This is a genomic window from Geodermatophilus sp. SYSU D00700 (assembly GCF_054050255.1).
Map to the genome: position 1 here is coordinate 44,879 of NZ_JBJGZA010000007.1, position 17,624 is coordinate 62,502.

The following is a 17,624-nucleotide window of genomic DNA, read 5'->3' on the forward strand; positions in this document are numbered from 1 at the left end:
ACCCTCCGGACGCGTGAGCGCCGCGTTACGGCTGTGTACCCTCCTGTGCAGACTCCCAGTGATCCTGGGTCGTCCCACGTGTCGGAACCGGGCCAGCGCTGCCCCGCGGACGACGACCCCGCGGCACCATCCGCGGGGCCGCGAGCTCAGCCGGTCCGGGCACACCGTGTCCGCCGGACGCCGGCTCACCGCAGCCCTCGGCTGCTCTCCGCCCCCCTGACCACCGGCCGTGCCCCCGCGCCGTCCTCGCCACGAGGCCGGCGCGGTAGCCGACGACGGGAGTGACCATGTCCGGGTCCCGCACCCCCGCCCCCCGCACCACCGCCGGCCCGGCCGTGCCGTTCTCGGCCACCCCGCCGGCCACCGGTCTCTACGACCCGGCCAACGACTCGGACGCCTGCGGTGTCGCCTTCGTGGCCGACGCCCGCGGCCGCCGGTCCCGCGCGATCGTGGCCGCCGGCCTGACCGCGCTGCACAACCTCGACCACCGCGGCGCCGCCGGCTCCGAGCCGAACTCCGGGGACGGCGCGGGCATCCTGACCCAGGTGCCCGACGCGCTGCTGCGGGCCGTCGTCGACTTCGACCTGCCGCCGCTGGGGGAGTACTCGGTCGGCATCGCCTTCCTGCCCCTCGATGCCGGCGAGCGGGCCGCCCGCCAGGCCGACGTCGCGCGGATCGCGACCGAGGAGGGCCTGACCGTCCTCGGCTGGCGCGACGTGCCCGTCGACCCCGACGGCGCCGACCTCGGTCCCACCGCCCGGGCGGTCATGCCGCACTTCGCCCAGCTGTTCGTCGCCGAGACGATGGGCGCCCGCGCAGACGCCTCCGCCTTCGGCGGCACGGTGGCCCCGAACGGCGTCACCCGGCTGGAGCGGCGCTCCTTCGTGCTGCGCAAGCGGGCCGAGCGGGAGGCCCGCGAGGCGGGCAGCTCGCTGTACGTGGTCTCGCTGTCCTCGCGCACCCTCACCTACAAGGGCATGCTCACCACCGACCAGCTGCCCGCGTTCTTCCCCGACCTGCGCGACGAGCGCTACGAGTCGGCGATCGCGCTGGTGCACAGCCGGTTCTCCACGAACACCTTCCCGAGCTGGCCGCTGGCCCACCCGTTCCGGTTCATCGCCCACAACGGCGAGATCAACACGATCAAGGGCAACCGGAACCGGATGCGCGCCCGCGAGGCCAAGCTCGAGACCGAGCTGTTCGACGGTCCCGCGGGCCCGGCCGCCGAGCTCGGCCTGGAGCGCGTCTTCCCGGTGACCGCGAGCGACTTCAGCGACTCGGCCACCTTCGACGAGGTGCTCGAGCTGCTGCACCTGTCGGGCCGCTCGCTGCCGCACGCGGTGCTGATGATGATCCCGGAGGCGTGGGAGAACCACGACGAGATGGACCCGGCCCGCCGGGCCTTCTACCGGTTCCACTCCTCGATCATGGAGCCCTGGGACGGGCCGGCCTGCGTCGCGTTCACCGACGGCACGCTGATCGGCGCCGTCCTCGACCGCAACGGCCTGCGCCCGGGCCGCTGGTGGCGCACCCGGGACGACCTCGTCGTCCTGGCCAGCGAGGCCGGCGTGCTCGACATCCCGCCCGGCGACGTCGTCGCCAAGGGCCGGCTGCAGCCGGGCCGGATGTTCCTCGTCGACACCGCCTCCGGGCAGCTGGTCTCCGACGAGGAGGTCAAGGGCGCCCTCGCCACCGAGCACCCCTACGAGGACTGGCTGCACGCCGGGCTGGTGCACCTGCCCTCGCTGCCCGAGCGGCGGCGCGCGCGGCCCAGCCACGAGTCGGTCGTCCGCCGCCAGCAGCTGTTCGGCTACACCGAGGAGGAGCTGCGCCTCCTGCTCACCCCGATGGCCGCCAGCGGCGCCGAGCCGATCGGCTCGATGGGCACCGACACCCCGATCGCGGCGCTGTCGGACCGCTCCCGGCAGCTCTACGACTACTTCGGGCAGCTGTTCGCCCAGGTGACCAACCCGCCGCTGGACGCCATCCGCGAGGAGCTGGTGACCAGCCTGGGCCGCACCTTCGGCCCCGAGCAGAACCTGCTGTCGGCCACCGCGGCCTCCTGCCGGCAGGTGTACCTGCCCTACCCGGTCATCGACAACGACGAGCTGGCCAAGATCCTGCACATCGACGACGACGGCGACCTGCCCGGCTTCGCCGCCGTGCGGATCACCGGCCACTACGACGTCACCGGCGGCGGCCCCGCGCTGGTCGAGGCGATCGAGCAGCTGCGGACCAAGGTCAGCAAGGCGATCTCCGCCGGCGCCCGGATCATCGTGCTCTCCGACCGCGACTGCGACGAGCGCCGCGCCCCCATCCCGTCGCTGCTGATGACCGCCGCCGTCCACCACCACCTGGTGCGCGAGCGGACCCGCATGGAGGTCGGCCTGGTCGTCGAGTCCGGCGACTGCCGCGAGGTGCACCACGTGGCGCTGCTGCTCGGCTACGGCGCTGCGGCGGTCAACCCCTACCTGGCGTTCGAGTCCATCGAGGACCTCATCCGCGACGGCGCCCTCACCGGCGTCCAGCCCGCGCAGGCCGTGCGCAACGTCGTCAAGGCGCTGGGCAAGGGCGTGCTCAAGGTGATGAGCAAGATGGGCATCAGCACCGTCGGCTCGTACACGATGGCGCAGATCTTCGAGGCGGTCGGCCTGTCGCAGGACGTCGTCGACGAGTACTTCACCGGCACGTCGTGCCCCCTCGGCGGCGTCGGCATGGACGTGCTCGCCGAGGAGGTCGCCATGCGGCACCGGCGGGCCTACCCGGAGAACCCGACCGAGCGGGCGCACCGCCGGCTGGAGACCGGCGGGGAGTACCAGTGGCGCCGCGAGGGCGAGGTGCACCTGTTCAACCCCGAGACGGTGTTCCTCCTCCAGCACTCCACCCGCTCGCGGCAGTACGAGGTCTTCGAGCGGTACACGCAGACGGTCGACCAGCTGTCGGAGGACGCGGCCACCCTGCGCGGCCTGTTCTCCATCCGGAAGGGCGTGCGCCCGCCGGTGCCGATCGAGGAGGTCGAGCCGGCGAGCGAGATCGTCAAGCGGTTCCAGACCGGCGCGATGAGCTACGGCTCCATCTCGCAGGAGGCGCACGAGACCCTCGCCATCGCGATGAACCGCCTGGGCGGGCGGTCCAACACCGGCGAGGGGGGCGAGGACCCCGACCGGTACGTGCCCGACCCCAACGGCGACCTGCGCCGCTCGGCGATCAAGCAGGTGGCCAGCGGCCGCTTCGGCGTGACCAGCGAGTACCTGGTCAACTCCGACGACATCCAGATCAAGATGGCGCAGGGCGCCAAGCCCGGCGAGGGCGGCCAGCTGCCCGGCGGCAAGGTCTACCCGTGGGTGGCCCGCACCCGGCACTCGACCCCCGGCGTCGGCCTGATCAGCCCGCCGCCGCACCACGACATCTACTCGATCGAGGACCTCAAGCAGCTGATCCACGACCTGAAGAACGCCAACGACCAGGCGCGGGTCAACGTCAAGCTGGTCGCCGAGGTCGGCGTCGGGACGGTCGCGGCCGGGGTCAGTAAGGCCCACGCCGACGTCGTGCTCATCTCCGGGCACGACGGCGGTACCGGTGCCGCGCCGCTGACCTCGCTCAAGCACGCCGGCTCGCCGTGGGAGCTGGGCCTGGCCGAGACGCAGCAGACGCTGCTGGCCAACGGCCTGCGCGACCGGATCGTGGTGCAGGTCGACGGGCAGATGAAGACCGGCCGCGACGTCGTCGTCGCGATGCTGCTCGGTGCCGAGGAGTACGGCTTCGCCACCGCCCCGCTGGTCGTGTCGGGCTGCATCATGATGCGGGTCTGCCACCTCGACACCTGCCCGGTCGGCGTCGCCACGCAGAACCCGGAGCTGCGCAAGCGGTTCACCGGGCGGCCGGAGTTCGTGGTCACCTTCTTCGAGTTCCTCGCCGAGCAGGTGCGCGGGTACCTCGCCGAGCTCGGCTTCCGCTCGGTCGACGAGGCGGTCGGCCACGTCGAGCTGCTCGACACCCGGCAGGCGGTCGACCACTGGAAGGCCCGCGGGCTGGACCTGTCGCGGATGCTGGCCCTGCCCGAGCTGCCCGAGGGCACGCCGCGGCGGGCGGTCCGCCCGCAGGACCACGGGCTCGACGTCGCCCTCGACCAGACGCTGGTCCAGCTGTGCGAGGGCGCGCTGCTCGACGCCCGCCCGGTGCGCCTCGAGCTGCCGGTGCGCAACGTCAACCGCACCGTCGGCACGATGCTCGGCTCGATGGTCACCCGCCGCTTCGGCGGCGAGGGCCTGCCCGACGACACCATCGACCTGACCTTCACCGGGTCGGCCGGCCAGTCCTTCGGCGCGTTCCTGCCGCGCGGGGTCACCATGCGGCTGTTCGGCGACGCCAACGACTACGTCGGCAAGGGCCTCTCCGGCGGGCGGATCGTGGTCCGCCCGGCCCGCGAGGCCCCCTTCGCCGCCGAGGACAACGTCATCGCCGGCAACGTCATCGGCTACGGCGCGACCTCCGGCGAGATCTTCCTGCGCGGGCGCGTCGGCGAGCGGTTCTGCGTGCGCAACTCCGGCGCGCTGGCCGTCGTCGAGGGCGCCGGCGACCACGCGCTGGAGTACATGACCGGCGGGCGCGCGGTGGTCCTCGGGCCCACCGGGCGCAACGTCGCGGCCGGCATGTCCGGCGGGGTGGGCTACGTCCTCGACCTCGCCCGCCACCGGGTCAACCCCGAGATGGTCGACGTCGAGCCGCTCGACGGCGAGTCCTCGCAGTGGCTGCGCGACGTCCTGGTCCGGTACCACGCCGCGACCGAGTCGCCGGTCGCCGCCGCGCTGCTGGCCGACTGGGGCCGGTGGTCGGAGCAGTTCAGCGTGATCATGCCGCGCGACTACCGCCGCGCGCTCGAGGCCCGGCGCGCCGCCGAGGCCGCCGGGACCGATGTCGACCGAGCAGTGATGGAGGCCGCACGTGGCTGACTCCACGGGGTTCCTGAAGTACGAGCGGGCCCTGCCGCCCAGGCGGCCGGTGGACGTCCGCATCCTCGACTGGAAGGACGTCTACCTCTCCCGGCAGAACGGCGAGGACGGCGTCTACCCGGTCGCGGCACTGCGCCAGCAGGCCGCCCGGTGCATGGACTGCGGCATCCCGTTCTGCCACCACGGCTGCCCGCTGGGCAACCTGATCCCGGAGTGGAACGACCTGGCCCGCCGCGACGACTGGCGCGACGCCATCGAGCGGCTGCACGCGACCAACAACTTCCCGGAGTTCACCGGGAAGCTGTGCCCCGCCCCCTGCGAGGGCGCCTGCGTGCTCAACCTGCAGGACTCCCCGGTGACGATCAAGCAGATTGAGTGGGAGATCATCGACCAGGCCTTCGAGCGCGGCTACGTCGAGCCGCAGGCCCCGGCCGAGCGGACTGGTAAGTCGGTCGCCGTCGTCGGGTCCGGCCCGGCCGGCCTGGCCGCCGCCCAGCAGCTCACCCGGGCCGGGCACGACGTCACCGTCTTCGAGCGCGCCGACCGGATCGGCGGCCTGCTCCGCTACGGCATCCCCGAGTTCAAGATGGAGAAGTCCGTCCTGGACCGGCGGCTGGACCAGATGCGCGCCGAGGGCACCCGCTTCGTCACCGGCGTCGAGGTCGGCGGCAGCGGCGAGGGGGACCTGTCGGCCGAGCAGCTGCGTGCCGAGTACGACGCCGTCGTCCTCGCCGCGGGCGCCACCGTCGGCCGCGACCTGCCCGTGCCCGGCCGGGAGCTCGAGGGCATCCACCTCGCCATGGAGTTCCTGCCCTTCGGCAACCGGCAGGCGCTCGGCGAGCTCGACGACCCGCCGATCACCGCGAAGGGCAAGGACGTCGTCATCATCGGCGGCGGTGACACCGGCGCGGACTGCCTGGGCACCTCGCACCGGCAGGGCGCCCGGTCCGTGACCCAGCTGGAGATCATGCCGGCGCCGCCGGAGAAGCGGGCCGAGGGCAACCCCTGGCCGACCTACCCGATGATCATGCGGGTCTCCTCGGCGCACGAGGAGGGCGGCGAGCGGCTGTACTCGGTCAACACCGAGCGCTTCCTGGGTCATGAGGAGGGCCCCGCCCAGGGCCGCGTGCGCGCGCTGGTGCTGCACGAGGTCGAGCGGGTCGAGGGCCGGTTCCAGAAGGTGGAGGGCACCGAGCGCGAGCTGCCCGCCCAGCTGGTGCTGCTGGCCATGGGCTTCACCGGCGCCCAGCGCGAGGGTCTGGTGGAGACCCTGGGCCTGGAGATGGACGCCCGGGGCAACGTCGCCCGCGACGACGAGTTCATGGCGAGCGTGCCCGGCGTCTTCGTCGCCGGCGACGTCGGCCGCGGCCAGTCGCTCATCGTCTGGGCGATCGCCGAGGGCCGCGCCGCCGCCGGCGCCGCCGACGCGTGGCTGACCGGCAGCTCCATGCTGCCCCGGCCGGTCACCCCGACCGCGGTCGCCCTCCGCTGACGGCTCCGCAGGCCGGGTCCCGCGACACCGCGGGACCCGGCCCGGACGCCGCTGGAGCGACCGTTAGCGTTCTGCGCATGTCCCGCCGCGCGAAGATCGTCTGCACCCTGGGTCCGGCCACCAGCTCCCTGGAGCAGATCACCGCCCTCGTCGAGTCCGGGATGGACGTCGCCCGGCTCAACTTCAGCCACGGGTCGCACGCCGACCACGAGGTGGCCTACCAGCGCGTGCGCGAGGCGTCGGATGCCACCGGGCACGCCGTCGCCGTCCTCGCCGACCTGCAGGGCCCCAAGATCCGCCTGGGCACCTTCGCCGACGGCCCGGTCACCTGGGTCACCGGCAGCCGGGTCTGCATCACCGTCGACGAGGTCGAGGGCACCGCCGAGCGGGTCTCCACCACCTACAAGGGGCTGGCCAACGACGCGCGCGTCGGCGACCGGCTGCTGGTCGACGACGGCAAGCTCGCGCTGACGGTCGTCGGCATCGACGGTCCCGACGTGTGGTGCCTGGTCGTCGAGGGCGGCGAGGTCTCCAACAACAAGGGCCTGTCGCTGCCCGGGGTCGCCGTGAGCGTCCCGGCGCTGTCGGAGAAGGACGAGGAGGACCTCCGCTTCGCCCTGCACCTGTCGGTCGACTTCGTGGCGCTGTCGTTCGTCCGCTCGCCGGCCGACGTCGAGCTGGTGCGCGACATCATGCGTCAGGAGGACGTGCACCTGCCGGTCATCGCCAAGCTGGAGAAGCCCGAGGCGGTGGCGAACCTGGAGGCCATCGTCGAGGCCTTCGACGGCATCATGGTGGCCCGCGGCGACCTCGGCGTGGAGCTGGCGCTGGAGCAGGTGCCGCTGGTGCAGAAGCGCGCCGTGCAGGCCGCCCGCGAGCGCAACAAGCCGGTCATCGTGGCCACCCAGATGCTCGAGTCGATGATCGTCAACTCCCGGCCCACCCGCGCGGAGGCCTCCGACGTCGCCAACGCCGTCCTGGACGGCGCGGACGCGGTCATGCTCTCCGGGGAGACCTCGGTGGGCCGCTACCCGGTCGGCGCCGTCCGCACCATGGAGCGGATCATCGCCGCGGTCGAGGGCGACGACCGGTGGGTGCCCGAGCTGACCCGCCGCTCGCGGTCCCGGTCCGGGGCGATCGTGCGCGCCGCCCGCGACATCGGCGAGGCGCTCGACGTCAAGGCGCTGGCCACCTTCACCCAGACCGGCGAGACCGCCCGCCGGCTGGCCGCGCTGCACCCCCGCCAGCCGCTGCTGGCCTTCACCGTCGACGCCCGCGTGCGCAGCCAGCTCGCGCTGTCCTGGGGCGTGGAGACCTTCCTCGTGCCCTCCGTCGAGCACACCGACGACATGGTCGACCAGGTCGACTTCTCGCTGCTGTCGATCGGGCGGCTGCGGGTCGGCGACCGGGTGGTCGTCGTCGCCGGCAGCCCGCCGAACACGGTGGGCTCGACCAACCTCATCCGGGTCCACGAAGTCGGCACCGACTCGTGAGCTCCGGCGGGACCCAGGCCGCCGTCCTCATGGGCGTCCTCGACCTCGAGGAGCGCTCACCCGACCTGTTCGTGGGGCAGACGCCGGGCACCCGGCTGCAGCGGATCTTCGGCGGCCAGGTCGCCGCGCAGGCGCTCATGGCCGCCGTGCGCACGGTGCCGGCCGCCCGGGGGGTGCACTCGCTGCACTCGTACTTCCTGCGGCCGGGTGACCCGAACGAGGAGCTGCGCTACACCGTCGAGCGGATCCGCGACGGCCGGTCGTTCTCGACCCGCCGGGTCATCGCCTGCCAGCGGCGCCGCGGCGAGGACGTCGGCGTCTTCGCGCTGACCGCCGACTTCCACGCCGGGGAGGCCGCCGTCGTCACGCACGCCCGGCCGATGCCCGACGTGCCGGGCCCCGAGGACCTGCTCTCCCTCGCCGACCACGCCGCGGGCCACGGCGCCCTGGCCGCCCCGGCGCTGGAGATCAGCCGGGCGGTGGAGCAGCGGCCGCTGGGCAACCCGTTCGCCCCCGACCCGAAGACACCGCCGCGCACCCAGTCCCACGCGTGGTTCCGGGTGACCGGGCGCCTGCCCGACGACGCCGGCGTGCACGCGGCCGCGCTGACCTTCGCCACCGACCTGACGCTGCTCTCGGCCGGGCTGGCGCGGGTCGGCGGCGGGTGGGGCGGCCGCTACGTCGGGTCCAGCCTCGACCACGCCGTCTGGTTCCACGCGCCGGTGCAGGCCGACGAGTGGTTCCTCTACGAGACCGACAGCCCGGCGGCCACCGCCGGCCGCGCGCTGTGCTTCGGCAGCATCTGGGCCGCCGACGGCACCCACGTGGCGACGGTGGCCCAGGAGGGGCTCATCCGGTCACTGGGGGAGTGACGGCGGCGGGGTCGGCCTCCTGGTCGGCCTCCTCGGCCGTCTCCACCGTGCGCAGGGCCGCCAGGCGCTGGGCCTCACGCTCGGCCTCGACGGCGCGCTCGGCCTCGGCCCGGCGCTCGGCGTCCGCGCGGGCCCGCTCGGCGGCGGCCTCGGCGAAGTCGTCGGCCAGCCAGTCGTGACCCTCGCACAGCAGCGCCCACGCCCGCTCGACGTGCGCCCGCGTCGTCGTCGGCGCCCCGACGGCCACCCGCAGCACCACCTGGCCGCGCACGGTGGTGTGGGTCAGGAACACCTCGCCGCCGTCGTTGAGCCGCTCGAGCAGCGTCATCGTCGCGACGTCGGCGTCGACGTCGGCGGGCCACCGCGGCCGCAGGCACACCAGCGACAGCGGGTGCGGGACGACGACGTCGAAGCGGTCGTCGGCCTCGGCCCAGCCGGCCAGCTCCTGGGCCAGGGCGACGCCGGAGCGGACGTGCGCCCGCAGCCCCTCGGCGCCGTACCAGCGCAGCACCGCCCACAGCTTGAGCGCGCGGAACCGGCGGCCCAGCTCGATCTGCCAGTCGCGGTAGTCGACCACCGCGCCGGCCTCGGTGGCGGCGTTGCGCAGGTACTCGGGGAGGATCCCCAGCGCCCCGGTCAGCGCCGCCCGGTCGGCGACCCAGAACAGCGTCGCGTCGAAGCCGGTGAGCAGCCACTTGTGCGCGTCGGTGGTGTAGCTGTCGGCCTCCTCGACGCCGGCCTGCAGGTGCCGCAGCTCCGGGGCGAGGGCGCTGACCCCGGCGTAGGCGGCGTCGACGTGCAGCCACGCGCCGTACCGGCGGCAGATCGGGCCGATCTCGGCGAGCGGGTCGACCGCGGTGGTCGACGTCGTGCCGACCGTCGCGCAGACCAGCACCGGGCGGAAGCCGCGCTGCGTGTCCCGCTCCAGCCGGGCCGCGAGCGCGGCGGGGCGCATCCCGAGGTCGCCGTCGACCTCGACGATCCGGACGGCGTCGCTGCCGAGGCCGGCGATCCGCACCGCCTTCTCCATCGACGAGTGGGTCTCCGAGGAGACGTAGACGGTGTACTCGTCGGGCCGCACGCCGTGCCGGACGGTGCCGCCGCCGCTGGCCCGGTGCAGCGCGGCCAGCAGCGCGACGAGGTTGGCCCCGGAGCTGGAGTCCTGGACGACGCCGCCGCCGGTGCCGGTGGACCGGAACGTCCCGGGCAGGCCCAGCAGGTCGCCCAGCCAGTCCAGGACGTGCTGCTCGAGCTCGGTGGCCGCCGGGCTGGTCACCCAGGACATGCCCTGCACGCCCAGGCCCGCCGAGAGCAGGTCGCCGAGGACGGAGGGGCCGGAGGTGTTGGCCGGGAAGTAGGCGAGGAAGCCCGGGTGCTGCCAGTGGGTGACCCCGGGGAGGACGACGCCCTCCAGGTCGGCCAGCACGGCGGAGAAGGGCTCACCCTGCTCGGGGGCCGACGGCGGCAGGGCCGCGCGCACGTCACCCGGCGCCACCCGCGAGCGGACGGGGAACGACTCCAGCCGCGACCAGTAGTCGGCGATCCAGTCGACCACCTCGTGACCGTGCTGCCGGAACTGCTCGGGGGTCATGTGGGGGACGGGCTCGCTCACGCGCCCACCGTATTGCCCGCGACGAGCGGGCCCCGGAGGGGTTGCCCGCGACGAGTGGGCCCCGGAGGGGTTGCCCGCGACGAGCGGGCCCCGGAGGGGTCCGCGAGGAGCGAGGCGGCGCAGGACGAGGACGCCGGGACGTGAGCCGCCCCGCGAGGCGGTGGGAGGAGCGGGGCCCGGAGGGTCCCCGACGACCGCCAGGGAGGGCTCGACGCACCAGGGGACGGCACGTGGCCGCGGTGTCGGCCGGCAGGCCGACGGTGTCACGGTGCCCCCGGTGCGACTCGAACGCACACTGCGCGGGTTTTGAATCCGCTCCCTCTGCCGATTGGGGTACGGGGGCCGGCCACCGCGACCGGGATCACGGCGCCGCCAGCGTAACCGGGCGGCTGCTCCCGGTTCCCGTCGCTAGGCTCTGCGCCCGTGAGCAGCGAGCCGACCCGGGTCCTGATCGCCGAGGACGAGGCCCTCATCCGCCTCGACCTCAAGGAGATGCTCGAGGAGGAGGGCTACGTCGTCGTCGCCGAGGCCGGCGATGGCCAGACCGCCGTCGACCGGGCCCGCGAGCTGACCCCCGACCTGGTCATCCTCGACATCCAGATGCCCGTGCTGGACGGCCTGGCCGCCGCCGAGCAGATCGCCTCGGACCGGATCGCGCCGGTCATCGTGCTGACCGCGTTCAGCCAGCGCGAGCTCGTCGAGCGGGCCCGCGACGCCGGCGCCATGGCCTACCTGGTCAAGCCGTTCTCCAAGAACGACCTGGTGCCGGCGATCGAGGTCGCGCGCGCCCGGTTCGCCGAGATCTCCGCCCTCGACGGGGAGGTGCGCACGCTCGAGGAGCGGCTGGAGGCGCGCAAGGTCGTGGAGCGCGCGAAGGGCCGGCTGATGGCCGAGCAGGGGATGACCGAGGCCGAGGCCTTCCGCTCCATCCAGCGCGGCGCGATGAACGAGCGGACGTCGATGAAGGCACTGGCCGAGCGCATCCTGGCCGCGGACGCGACACCGGCGGAGGGTGCACCCTCCTGAGTGACACGCGGGGGCCGTGAGCAACGGAGCAGGTCACGACCTCGTCACGGTCTCCGCTCGTGCACTTCCGCGCACTGTGGCAGCGGTTACCTTCTGCGGACTGACGGGGCCGGTGCGTCCGCGCCCGGCCCGCCGCCACGACGTACGACAACTGGGAGTTTCTGGATGCGCACGCGTACCTACGCCCGCAGCATCGCCGTCATGTCCGCCGCCCTCATCGTCCTCACCGCCTGCGGTGGCGGCGAGGAGGACACCGGCGGGGACTCCGGCGGCGGCGGTGACGCCGCGGGCAGCGGTGAGAAGCAGGTCAACATCTACGGCACCGACGGCAACATGGGCAACGCCCTCGCTGAGGACTTCTCCGAGGAGGGCGCCCTCGCCGGGATGAGCGGCACGACGCCGCTCACCGACCTGGGCTCGGAGTTCACCGACCGTCTGCTCGAGGTCGACCCCGCCCTGCAGGACTACAACTACGCGGGTGAGACCTACGACGCGGTGGTCCTCACCGCGCTGGCCGCACAGGCAGCGGGCACCAACGACGCCAACGTCTTCAAGGCCTACGTCAACGGCATCACCACCGGCGGCGACAAGTGCACCGACTTCGCCGGCTGCCTGGAGATCATCAACAACGGCGGCAACGTCGACTACGACGGCATCTCCGGTCCGCTGGCCTTCACCGACGCCGGTGAGCCGGCCGCGGCGAGCTTCGCTCTGCTGCAGTTCGGCGAGGACAACGCGCTCGACGACTCCGCCACGGAGTACGTCATCGCCGGGGACGAGGCCAACGCCTCGACCGACGAGGGCCCGGCGTACGCGCCGGCCGGCACGACCGGCGAGCAGCTGGTCATCGGCACCCTGCTGCCGCTGACCGGTGACCTCGCCTTCCTCGGCCCGCCGGAGGTCGCGGGCGCCCGCCTCGCCGTCCAGGAGATCAACGCCGCCGGCGGCGTCCTCGGCCAGGAGGTCCGCCTCGAGGAGGGTGACTCGGGCGACGCGACGACCGACACCGCCACCCAGACCGCCGACCGTCTGCTGCAGGCCGGCGTCAACGCGATCGTCGGTGCGGCGTCCTCGACCGTCAGCCTCAACGTGATCGACCGGATCACCGCGGCGGGCGTCATGCAGATCAGCCCGGCGAACACGTCGGACCAGTTCACGACCTACAACGACAACGGCCTGTACTTCCGCACCGCCCCGCCGGACGTCCTGCAGGCTCGTGCCCTCGCCGACCTGATCGCCGCTGACGGCAACAACACCGTCGGGATCCTGGCCCGTAACGACGCCTACGGCAACGGCCTCGCCGAGAACACCCGCAACAACCTGCTCTCGGGCGGCCTCAGCGAGGACCAGGTCGTCAACATCATCTACGACCCGAACGCCGCCAACTTCGACACCGAGGTGCAGGAGATGGTGGACCTCAACCCGGACGCGATCGTCGTCATCGGCTTCGACGAGTCCGCCCGGATCATCCAGGGTCTGAACGAGAACGGCATCGGCCCGCAGCGCTGACCCGCTGACGGCGCTGTGAGGCCACAGCGCTGACGACAGCACCACCGGCAGCGGCCCGGTACCCCCACGGGGTGCCGGGCCGCTGTGCTGTCCGGCGGTGCCGGGCCCGGGCGCCACTGCCAGGACGCCCCGGGATGAGTGAGTCCGGACAGCGACTGGAGAGGCGCGGTGGGCCGGACCCGTGATCGACGATGGCGGTCGCGGCTCCCGTTCCCGCGCCGTGGTGCCCGACCTCACCCCGCAGCGCGAGGTCGGGCACCGCGCGGTGGGGACGGCGCCGCCGTCGGTCCGCGCGGTGCCGCACGTCCCCGGCCCGGACCGGCGCGCACGGCGAGGCCGGCGCACACGAGCGAGGCCGGCGTCCCCGTGGGGACGCCGGCCTCGTCGCCGTTCGGGAGGGCAGGCCCTCCAGGGGTCACTGCGCCTTGGCGAGGGTCCCCAGGTAGAGCTCGATCACCTTCGGGTCGGTCATCAGCGACTGGCCGGTGTCGGTGTAGGCGTTGCGGCCCTGGTCGAGCACGTAGCCGCGGTCGCAGATCTGCAGGCAGCGGCGGGCGTTCTGCTCGACCATGATGATCGAGACGCCGGTGGCGTTGATCCGCCGGCAGCGGATGAAGACCTCGTCCTGGTAGGCGGGGGAGAGGCCGGCCGACGGCTCGTCGAGCAGCAGGACCGAGGGGTCCATCATCAGCGCCCGGCCCATGGCGACCATCTGCCGCTCGCCGCCCGACAGGGACCCGGCCTTGCCCTTGCGCCGCTCACCGAGCAGCGGGAACAGGTCGATGACGTAGTCGAACCGCTCCTTGAACGTCTTCGACCGCAGGTACACGCCCATCTGCATGTTCTCCTCGATGGTCAGCGAGGGGAACACGTTGTTGTTCTGCGGGACGTATCCGACCCCGAGTGACACCAGTCGGTGCGCCGGCGCGGAGGTGATGTCCTCCCCGCGCAGCTTCACCGAGCCCGAACGCACCGGGATGAGCCCGAACAGCGTCTTGAGCAGCGTGGACTTGCCGGCACCGTTCGGCCCGATGATGCCGACGAGCTCGCCGTCCTGCAGGTAGAAGTCGCAGCCGCGCAGGATGTTGACGCCGGGTACGTAGCCCGCGACGAGGTCGTCGGCACGCACCAGCGCACCCTCGGCGAGGCGCAGGTGCTCCTCGCGGGTGGCCGCCTTCTCGGCGGGGGACAGCTCCGTCGACGACGCCGCTTCCTCCGCCCGCGTCAGGCCCTCGCCCGATTCGTCGACCTCGAACAGCGGCTCGCTCATCGATCGTTCCCCTCGCGCTCGACGTCCGAGCTGATGACATCGCCCTGGGGGACGTTCTCCTCCGCGGCGATCCTGCGTTCGGCCTCGGCGAGGACCTGGTCCTCCTCCTCGACGGTGAGCGGGGCGTCGTGGTGGGCACCGAGGTAGGCGTCGACCACGGCCTGGTTCTGGCTGATCGACTCCGGCGGGCCCTCGGCGATGACCCTGCCGGCGGCCATGACGACCACCCAGTCGCTGATGTCCCGGACGACGTCCATGTCGTGCTCGACGAAGATCACCGTCATGCCCTCCTCACGGAGGTCCTTGACGTGGCCGAGCAGGCTCTGGGTGAGCGCCGGGTTCACGCCGGCCATCGGCTCGTCGAGCATGACGACCTTCGGGTCGCTCATCAGCGCCCGCGCCATCTCCAGCAGCTTGCGCTGACCACCGGAGAGCGTGCCGGCGAAGTCGTCCTTCTTGGCGTCGAGCTTGAACCGCCGCAGCAGGTCCATGGCCTTCGCGGTGTTGTCCCGCTCCTGCGTCCGCCAGGTGCCGGGGACCAGGGCGCGCAAGAAGCTCTCGCCGCGCTGCCCCTGCGCGCCGAGCAGCATGTTCTGCAGCACGGTGAGCCGGGACAGCGCCTTGGTGAGCTGGAAGGTGCGGACGACGCCGAGTCGGGCCACCTGGTGCGGGGCGAGCTTGCCCAGCGGCCGGCCGTCGAACGACCAGGTGCCGGTGTTGGGCTGGTCGAAGCCGGTCAGCAGGTTGAACAGCGTCGTCTTGCCGGCGCCGTTGGGCCCGATCAGGCCGGTGATGCCGCCGCGCTGCACCTCGAGGTGGTCGACGGCGACCGCCGTCAGACCGCCGAAGGTGCGGGTCACGCCGTCGACGACGATCGCCGGGTCGGGCTTGGCGACGCCCACCTCCCAGGGGACGTCCCGCAGCGCCGTCTGCGCCAGCCGCTGCGGGGCGTCCCCACGCTGCCAGGTGCCCGGCTTCTGCAGGGAGGCGCCGGACTCCGACGCGCCGGAGGCCGAGGCGCCTGCGCCGGACGCCGCAGCACCGGACGCCGAGGCCCCCGACGCCGAGGCGCCGTGGGGGTTGGGGTCAGCGCGCATCGAGCATCACCTCTCGTCGGTCGCCGAAGATGCCCTGTGGCCGGAAGATCAGCAGCAGCATCAGGCCCAGGCCCACCAGCACGAACCGGATCTGCGCCACGTCGGTCGAGGAGAGCAGCCCCTCGGGGATGATCCCGTTGTCGATCAGCAGCCGCAGGCCGGTGTCGGCGAACTGGATCACGAACAGCAGGATGATCGCGCCCACCACCGGACCGAGGACGCGCCCGGCGCCGCCGAGGATCAGGGCGGCGTACGCCAGGAAGGTGTTGGCGTTCTGGAACTGGTCCGGGTTCGCCGCGCCGGTGCCCACCACGTAGAACATGCCACCGAAGGCGCCGATCACACCGCCGAGCACGAGCGACTGCATCTTGTACAGGTAGACGTTCTTGCCGAGGGCGCGCACGGCATCCTCGTCCTCGCGGATCGCCTTGAGCACGCGGCCCCAGGGGCTGCGCACGAGCAACCAGACGAGGACGCACAGCAGGGCGACGAGCACCCAGCCGACCAGTGCCACCCACAGCTCCCCGCCTGACCAGCTGGTGCCGAGGATGCGGTAGCGCGTCGCGGTGTCCCAGGGGGCCAGGGCGATGAAGTCACCGTTGAAGGCCGCCAGGCCGCGGGTGCCACCGGTGACCTCGCTGGCCGACACCGACCGGAAGAGCAGTCTCAGCCCCTCCGCCGCCGCGATGGTGGCGATCGCGAGGTAGTCCGCGCGCAGCCGCAGGGTCGGCAGACCCAGCAGCAGCGCGAGCACGACGGCCGCCACGAGGCCGACGACCACCCCGACCCAGAAGTTCCAGCCCCACTGGGAGACGGAGACGGCGATGCCGAAGCCGCCGAGCAGGGCGAATCCGATCTGGCCGAAGTTGAGCAGTCCGGTGTAGCCGAAGTGCACGTTGAGGCCGATGGCCAGCAGTGCGAAGAACACCGCCTGGAAGCCGAGAGCCGACTTGCCGGCGACGGCGAGTGCGTTGACGAGGTCGCCCATGGCTCAGCCGATCCGGGTGCGGCTGCCCAGGATCCCCTGGGGCCGGATGACGAGGATGACGATGAGGAGCAGCAGCCCGCCGACGTACTTGACGTCGTTGGGGATCACGAGCGTCGACATCTGGACGAAGACGCCGACGATGACGCTGCCCACCAGGGCGCCGTAGGCGGTGCCGAGCCCGCCGAGGGTGACGCCGGCGAACATGAGCAGCAGCAACTGGAAGCCCATGTCCCAGCGGACCTGGTCGGACAGCCCGAGCAGCACGCCGCCGAGGGCGGCCAGCCCACCGCCCATCATCCAGACCACCAGGATCACCCGGTTGACGTTGATGCCCGAGGACGCGGCCAGGTCGCGGTTGTCGGAGACGGCCCGCATGGCCTTGCCGATCTTGGTGCGCTGCAGCATGACCGCGACCAGGACCAGCACGACGACGGAGATGACGATCGACACCAGCGACTGGTTGGTGAGGCGGAACAGTCCGTAGTCCACTGCCCTGGAGGTGCCCAGGCCCTGGTACGGGTTCGAGGACCCGCCGTAGAGGATCTGGATGAGGTAGCGCAGCACCAGCGACAGGCCGATCGAGACGACGAGCGCGGCGACCAGGCCGGTGCCGCGGCGGCGCAGCGGGCGCCACAGGCCCAGCTCGTTGAGCGCACCGAACGCGGCGCCCCCGATGATGGCGATGATCGCCGCCGGGAGGAGCGGCACGCCGAGACCGGTGTTGACCCACCAGGCGAACACCGCACCGATCGTGACCAGCTCGCCGTGCGCGAAGTTGGTCAGCCCGGTGGTGCCGAAGATCAGCGACAGGCCGACCGCGCACACCGCGATCAACAGGCCGAAGCGCAGCCCGTCGACCAGCAGCTGGATGGCCCGGACGTTGCCGCCGCCACCGCCGGTGCTGCCGTCGTTCAGGCCGAACTGCACCGGCTGCCGCCGTCCGGTGTCGACGGTGACGGTGCGGCTGTCCTCGCCGGTGATGACGACGCCCTCGGGCAACGAGTCGGCGTCGATGGTGACGGTGTACTGGCCGGGACCGGGGACGTCGATGGCGAAGCGGCCCTCCTCGTCGGTCTCGACGCTGTCGACCTCGTCACCGGCGGCGGTGGTGATCGTCACCTCGATGCCCTCGATGGGGCCGGACCGGCTGGTCTGCAGCGTGCCGATGACCTGCTCGCCCTCGGCGCTCGCGACGCCGGGGACCAGCACGGCGAGGCCGGTGGCGGCGACGAGGACCAGCAGGAGCCGGAGCAGCACCCTGCGGGCGGCCCCCGAGCCCGGGCGGATCGCGCTCCGGTGCGGCCGAGGGGGCC

General features: G+C 72.9%; 11 protein-coding genes and 1 tRNA gene. 6 read left to right on the forward strand and 6 right to left on the reverse strand.

Features of this window, described 5'->3' with window-relative positions:
• Positions 1-287 precede the first annotated feature (287 nt).
• The 4 genes from gltB to ACI79V_RS07765 all read left to right on the forward strand — a co-directional run bounded on the left by gltB (position 288) and on the right by ACI79V_RS07765 (position 8,809).
• Positions 288-4,952, forward strand: coding sequence for a glutamate synthase large subunit (gene gltB, locus ACI79V_RS07750; protein WP_456888053.1), 4,665 nt, complete (start codon positions 288-290; stop codon positions 4,950-4,952).
• The gene (locus tag ACI79V_RS07755; protein ID WP_456888055.1) at positions 4,945-6,444 is read left to right on the forward strand and encodes a glutamate synthase subunit beta; all 1,500 of its coding nucleotides are present in this window, start codon (positions 4,945-4,947) and stop codon (positions 6,442-6,444) included. Before gltB ends, ACI79V_RS07755 begins: the two co-directional genes overlap by 8 nt.
• 77 nt (positions 6,445-6,521) lie before the next feature.
• Positions 6,522-7,937, forward strand: coding sequence for a pyruvate kinase (gene pyk / locus ACI79V_RS07760; protein ID WP_456888057.1), 1,416 nt, complete (start codon positions 6,522-6,524; stop codon positions 7,935-7,937).
• Positions 7,934-8,809: an acyl-CoA thioesterase gene (locus ACI79V_RS07765; RefSeq protein ID WP_456888059.1), complete on the forward strand. Its 876-nt coding sequence runs from the start codon at positions 7,934-7,936 to the stop codon at positions 8,807-8,809. The genes pyk and ACI79V_RS07765 overlap by 4 nt, the downstream gene beginning before the upstream one ends.
• Here ACI79V_RS07765 and ACI79V_RS07770 read toward each other — a convergent pair.
• Together ACI79V_RS07770 and ACI79V_RS07775 are read right to left on the reverse strand one after the other, a co-directional pair.
• Positions 8,787-10,421, reverse strand: coding sequence for an aminotransferase class V-fold PLP-dependent enzyme (locus ACI79V_RS07770; protein ID WP_456888061.1), 1,635 nt, complete (start codon positions 10,419-10,421; stop codon positions 8,787-8,789). The two genes, ACI79V_RS07765 and ACI79V_RS07770, sit on opposite strands and share 23 nt — an antisense overlap.
• 269 nt (positions 10,422-10,690) lie before the next feature.
• Positions 10,691-10,764 (reverse strand) — tRNA-Leu (locus ACI79V_RS07775).
• Between the two features lie 80 nt (positions 10,765-10,844).
• On the opposite strand from ACI79V_RS07775, the gene ACI79V_RS07780 reads away from it, so the two are divergent.
• Positions 10,845-11,447 (forward strand): ANTAR domain-containing response regulator, encoded by a 603-nt coding sequence (locus ACI79V_RS07780; RefSeq protein WP_456888063.1) that lies wholly within the window; start codon positions 10,845-10,847, stop codon positions 11,445-11,447.
• 165 nt (positions 11,448-11,612) lie between these two features.
• Positions 11,613-12,956: an ABC transporter substrate-binding protein gene (locus ACI79V_RS07785; RefSeq protein ID WP_456888065.1), complete on the forward strand. Its 1,344-nt coding sequence runs from the start codon at positions 11,613-11,615 to the stop codon at positions 12,954-12,956.
• A gap of 415 nt (positions 12,957-13,371) precedes the next feature.
• Here ACI79V_RS07785 and ACI79V_RS07790 read toward each other — a convergent pair whose 3' ends face one another.
• The 4 genes from ACI79V_RS07790 to ACI79V_RS07805 are packed head-to-tail and all read right to left on the reverse strand — an operon-like array spanning position 13,372 to position 17,568.
• Positions 13,372-14,226, reverse strand: a complete 855-nt coding sequence (locus ACI79V_RS07790; RefSeq protein ID WP_456877877.1) for an ABC transporter ATP-binding protein — start codon at positions 14,224-14,226, stop codon at positions 13,372-13,374.
• A complete protein-coding gene (locus ACI79V_RS07795; RefSeq protein ID WP_456888068.1) occupies positions 14,223-15,323 on the reverse strand; it encodes an ABC transporter ATP-binding protein in 1,101 nt (366 codons plus the stop codon). Before ACI79V_RS07795 ends, ACI79V_RS07790 begins: the two co-directional genes overlap by 4 nt.
• Positions 15,313-16,311 carry a branched-chain amino acid ABC transporter permease gene (locus ACI79V_RS07800; protein ID WP_456877879.1) on the reverse strand — a complete coding sequence of 333 codons (999 nt, stop codon included), beginning with the start codon at positions 16,309-16,311 and terminating at the stop codon, positions 15,313-15,315. Before ACI79V_RS07800 ends, ACI79V_RS07795 begins: the two co-directional genes overlap by 11 nt.
• Before the next feature lie 3 nt (positions 16,312-16,314).
• Positions 16,315-17,568: a branched-chain amino acid ABC transporter permease gene (locus ACI79V_RS07805; protein ID WP_456888070.1), complete on the reverse strand. Its 1,254-nt coding sequence runs from the start codon at positions 17,566-17,568 to the stop codon at positions 16,315-16,317.
• Between the last annotated feature and the right edge of the window lie 56 nt (positions 17,569-17,624).

Coding starts and splice junctions, on each gene's coding strand:
- gltB (WP_456888053.1), top strand. CDS start 288: ATGTCCGGGTCCCGCACCCCCGCCCCCCGCACCACCGCCGGCCCGGCC.
- pyk (WP_456888057.1), top strand. CDS start 6,522: ATGTCCCGCCGCGCGAAGATCGTCTGCACCCTGGGTCCGGCCACCAGC.
- ACI79V_RS07785 (WP_456888065.1), top strand. CDS start 11,613: ATGCGCACGCGTACCTACGCCCGCAGCATCGCCGTCATGTCCGCCGCC.
- ACI79V_RS07790 (WP_456877877.1), bottom strand. CDS start 14,226: ATGAGCGAGCCGCTGTTCGAGGTCGACGAATCGGGCGAGGGCCTGACG.
- ACI79V_RS07795 (WP_456888068.1), bottom strand. CDS start 15,323: ATGCGCGCTGACCCCAACCCCCACGGCGCCTCGGCGTCGGGGGCCTCG.
- ACI79V_RS07800 (WP_456877879.1), bottom strand. CDS start 16,311: ATGGGCGACCTCGTCAACGCACTCGCCGTCGCCGGCAAGTCGGCTCTC.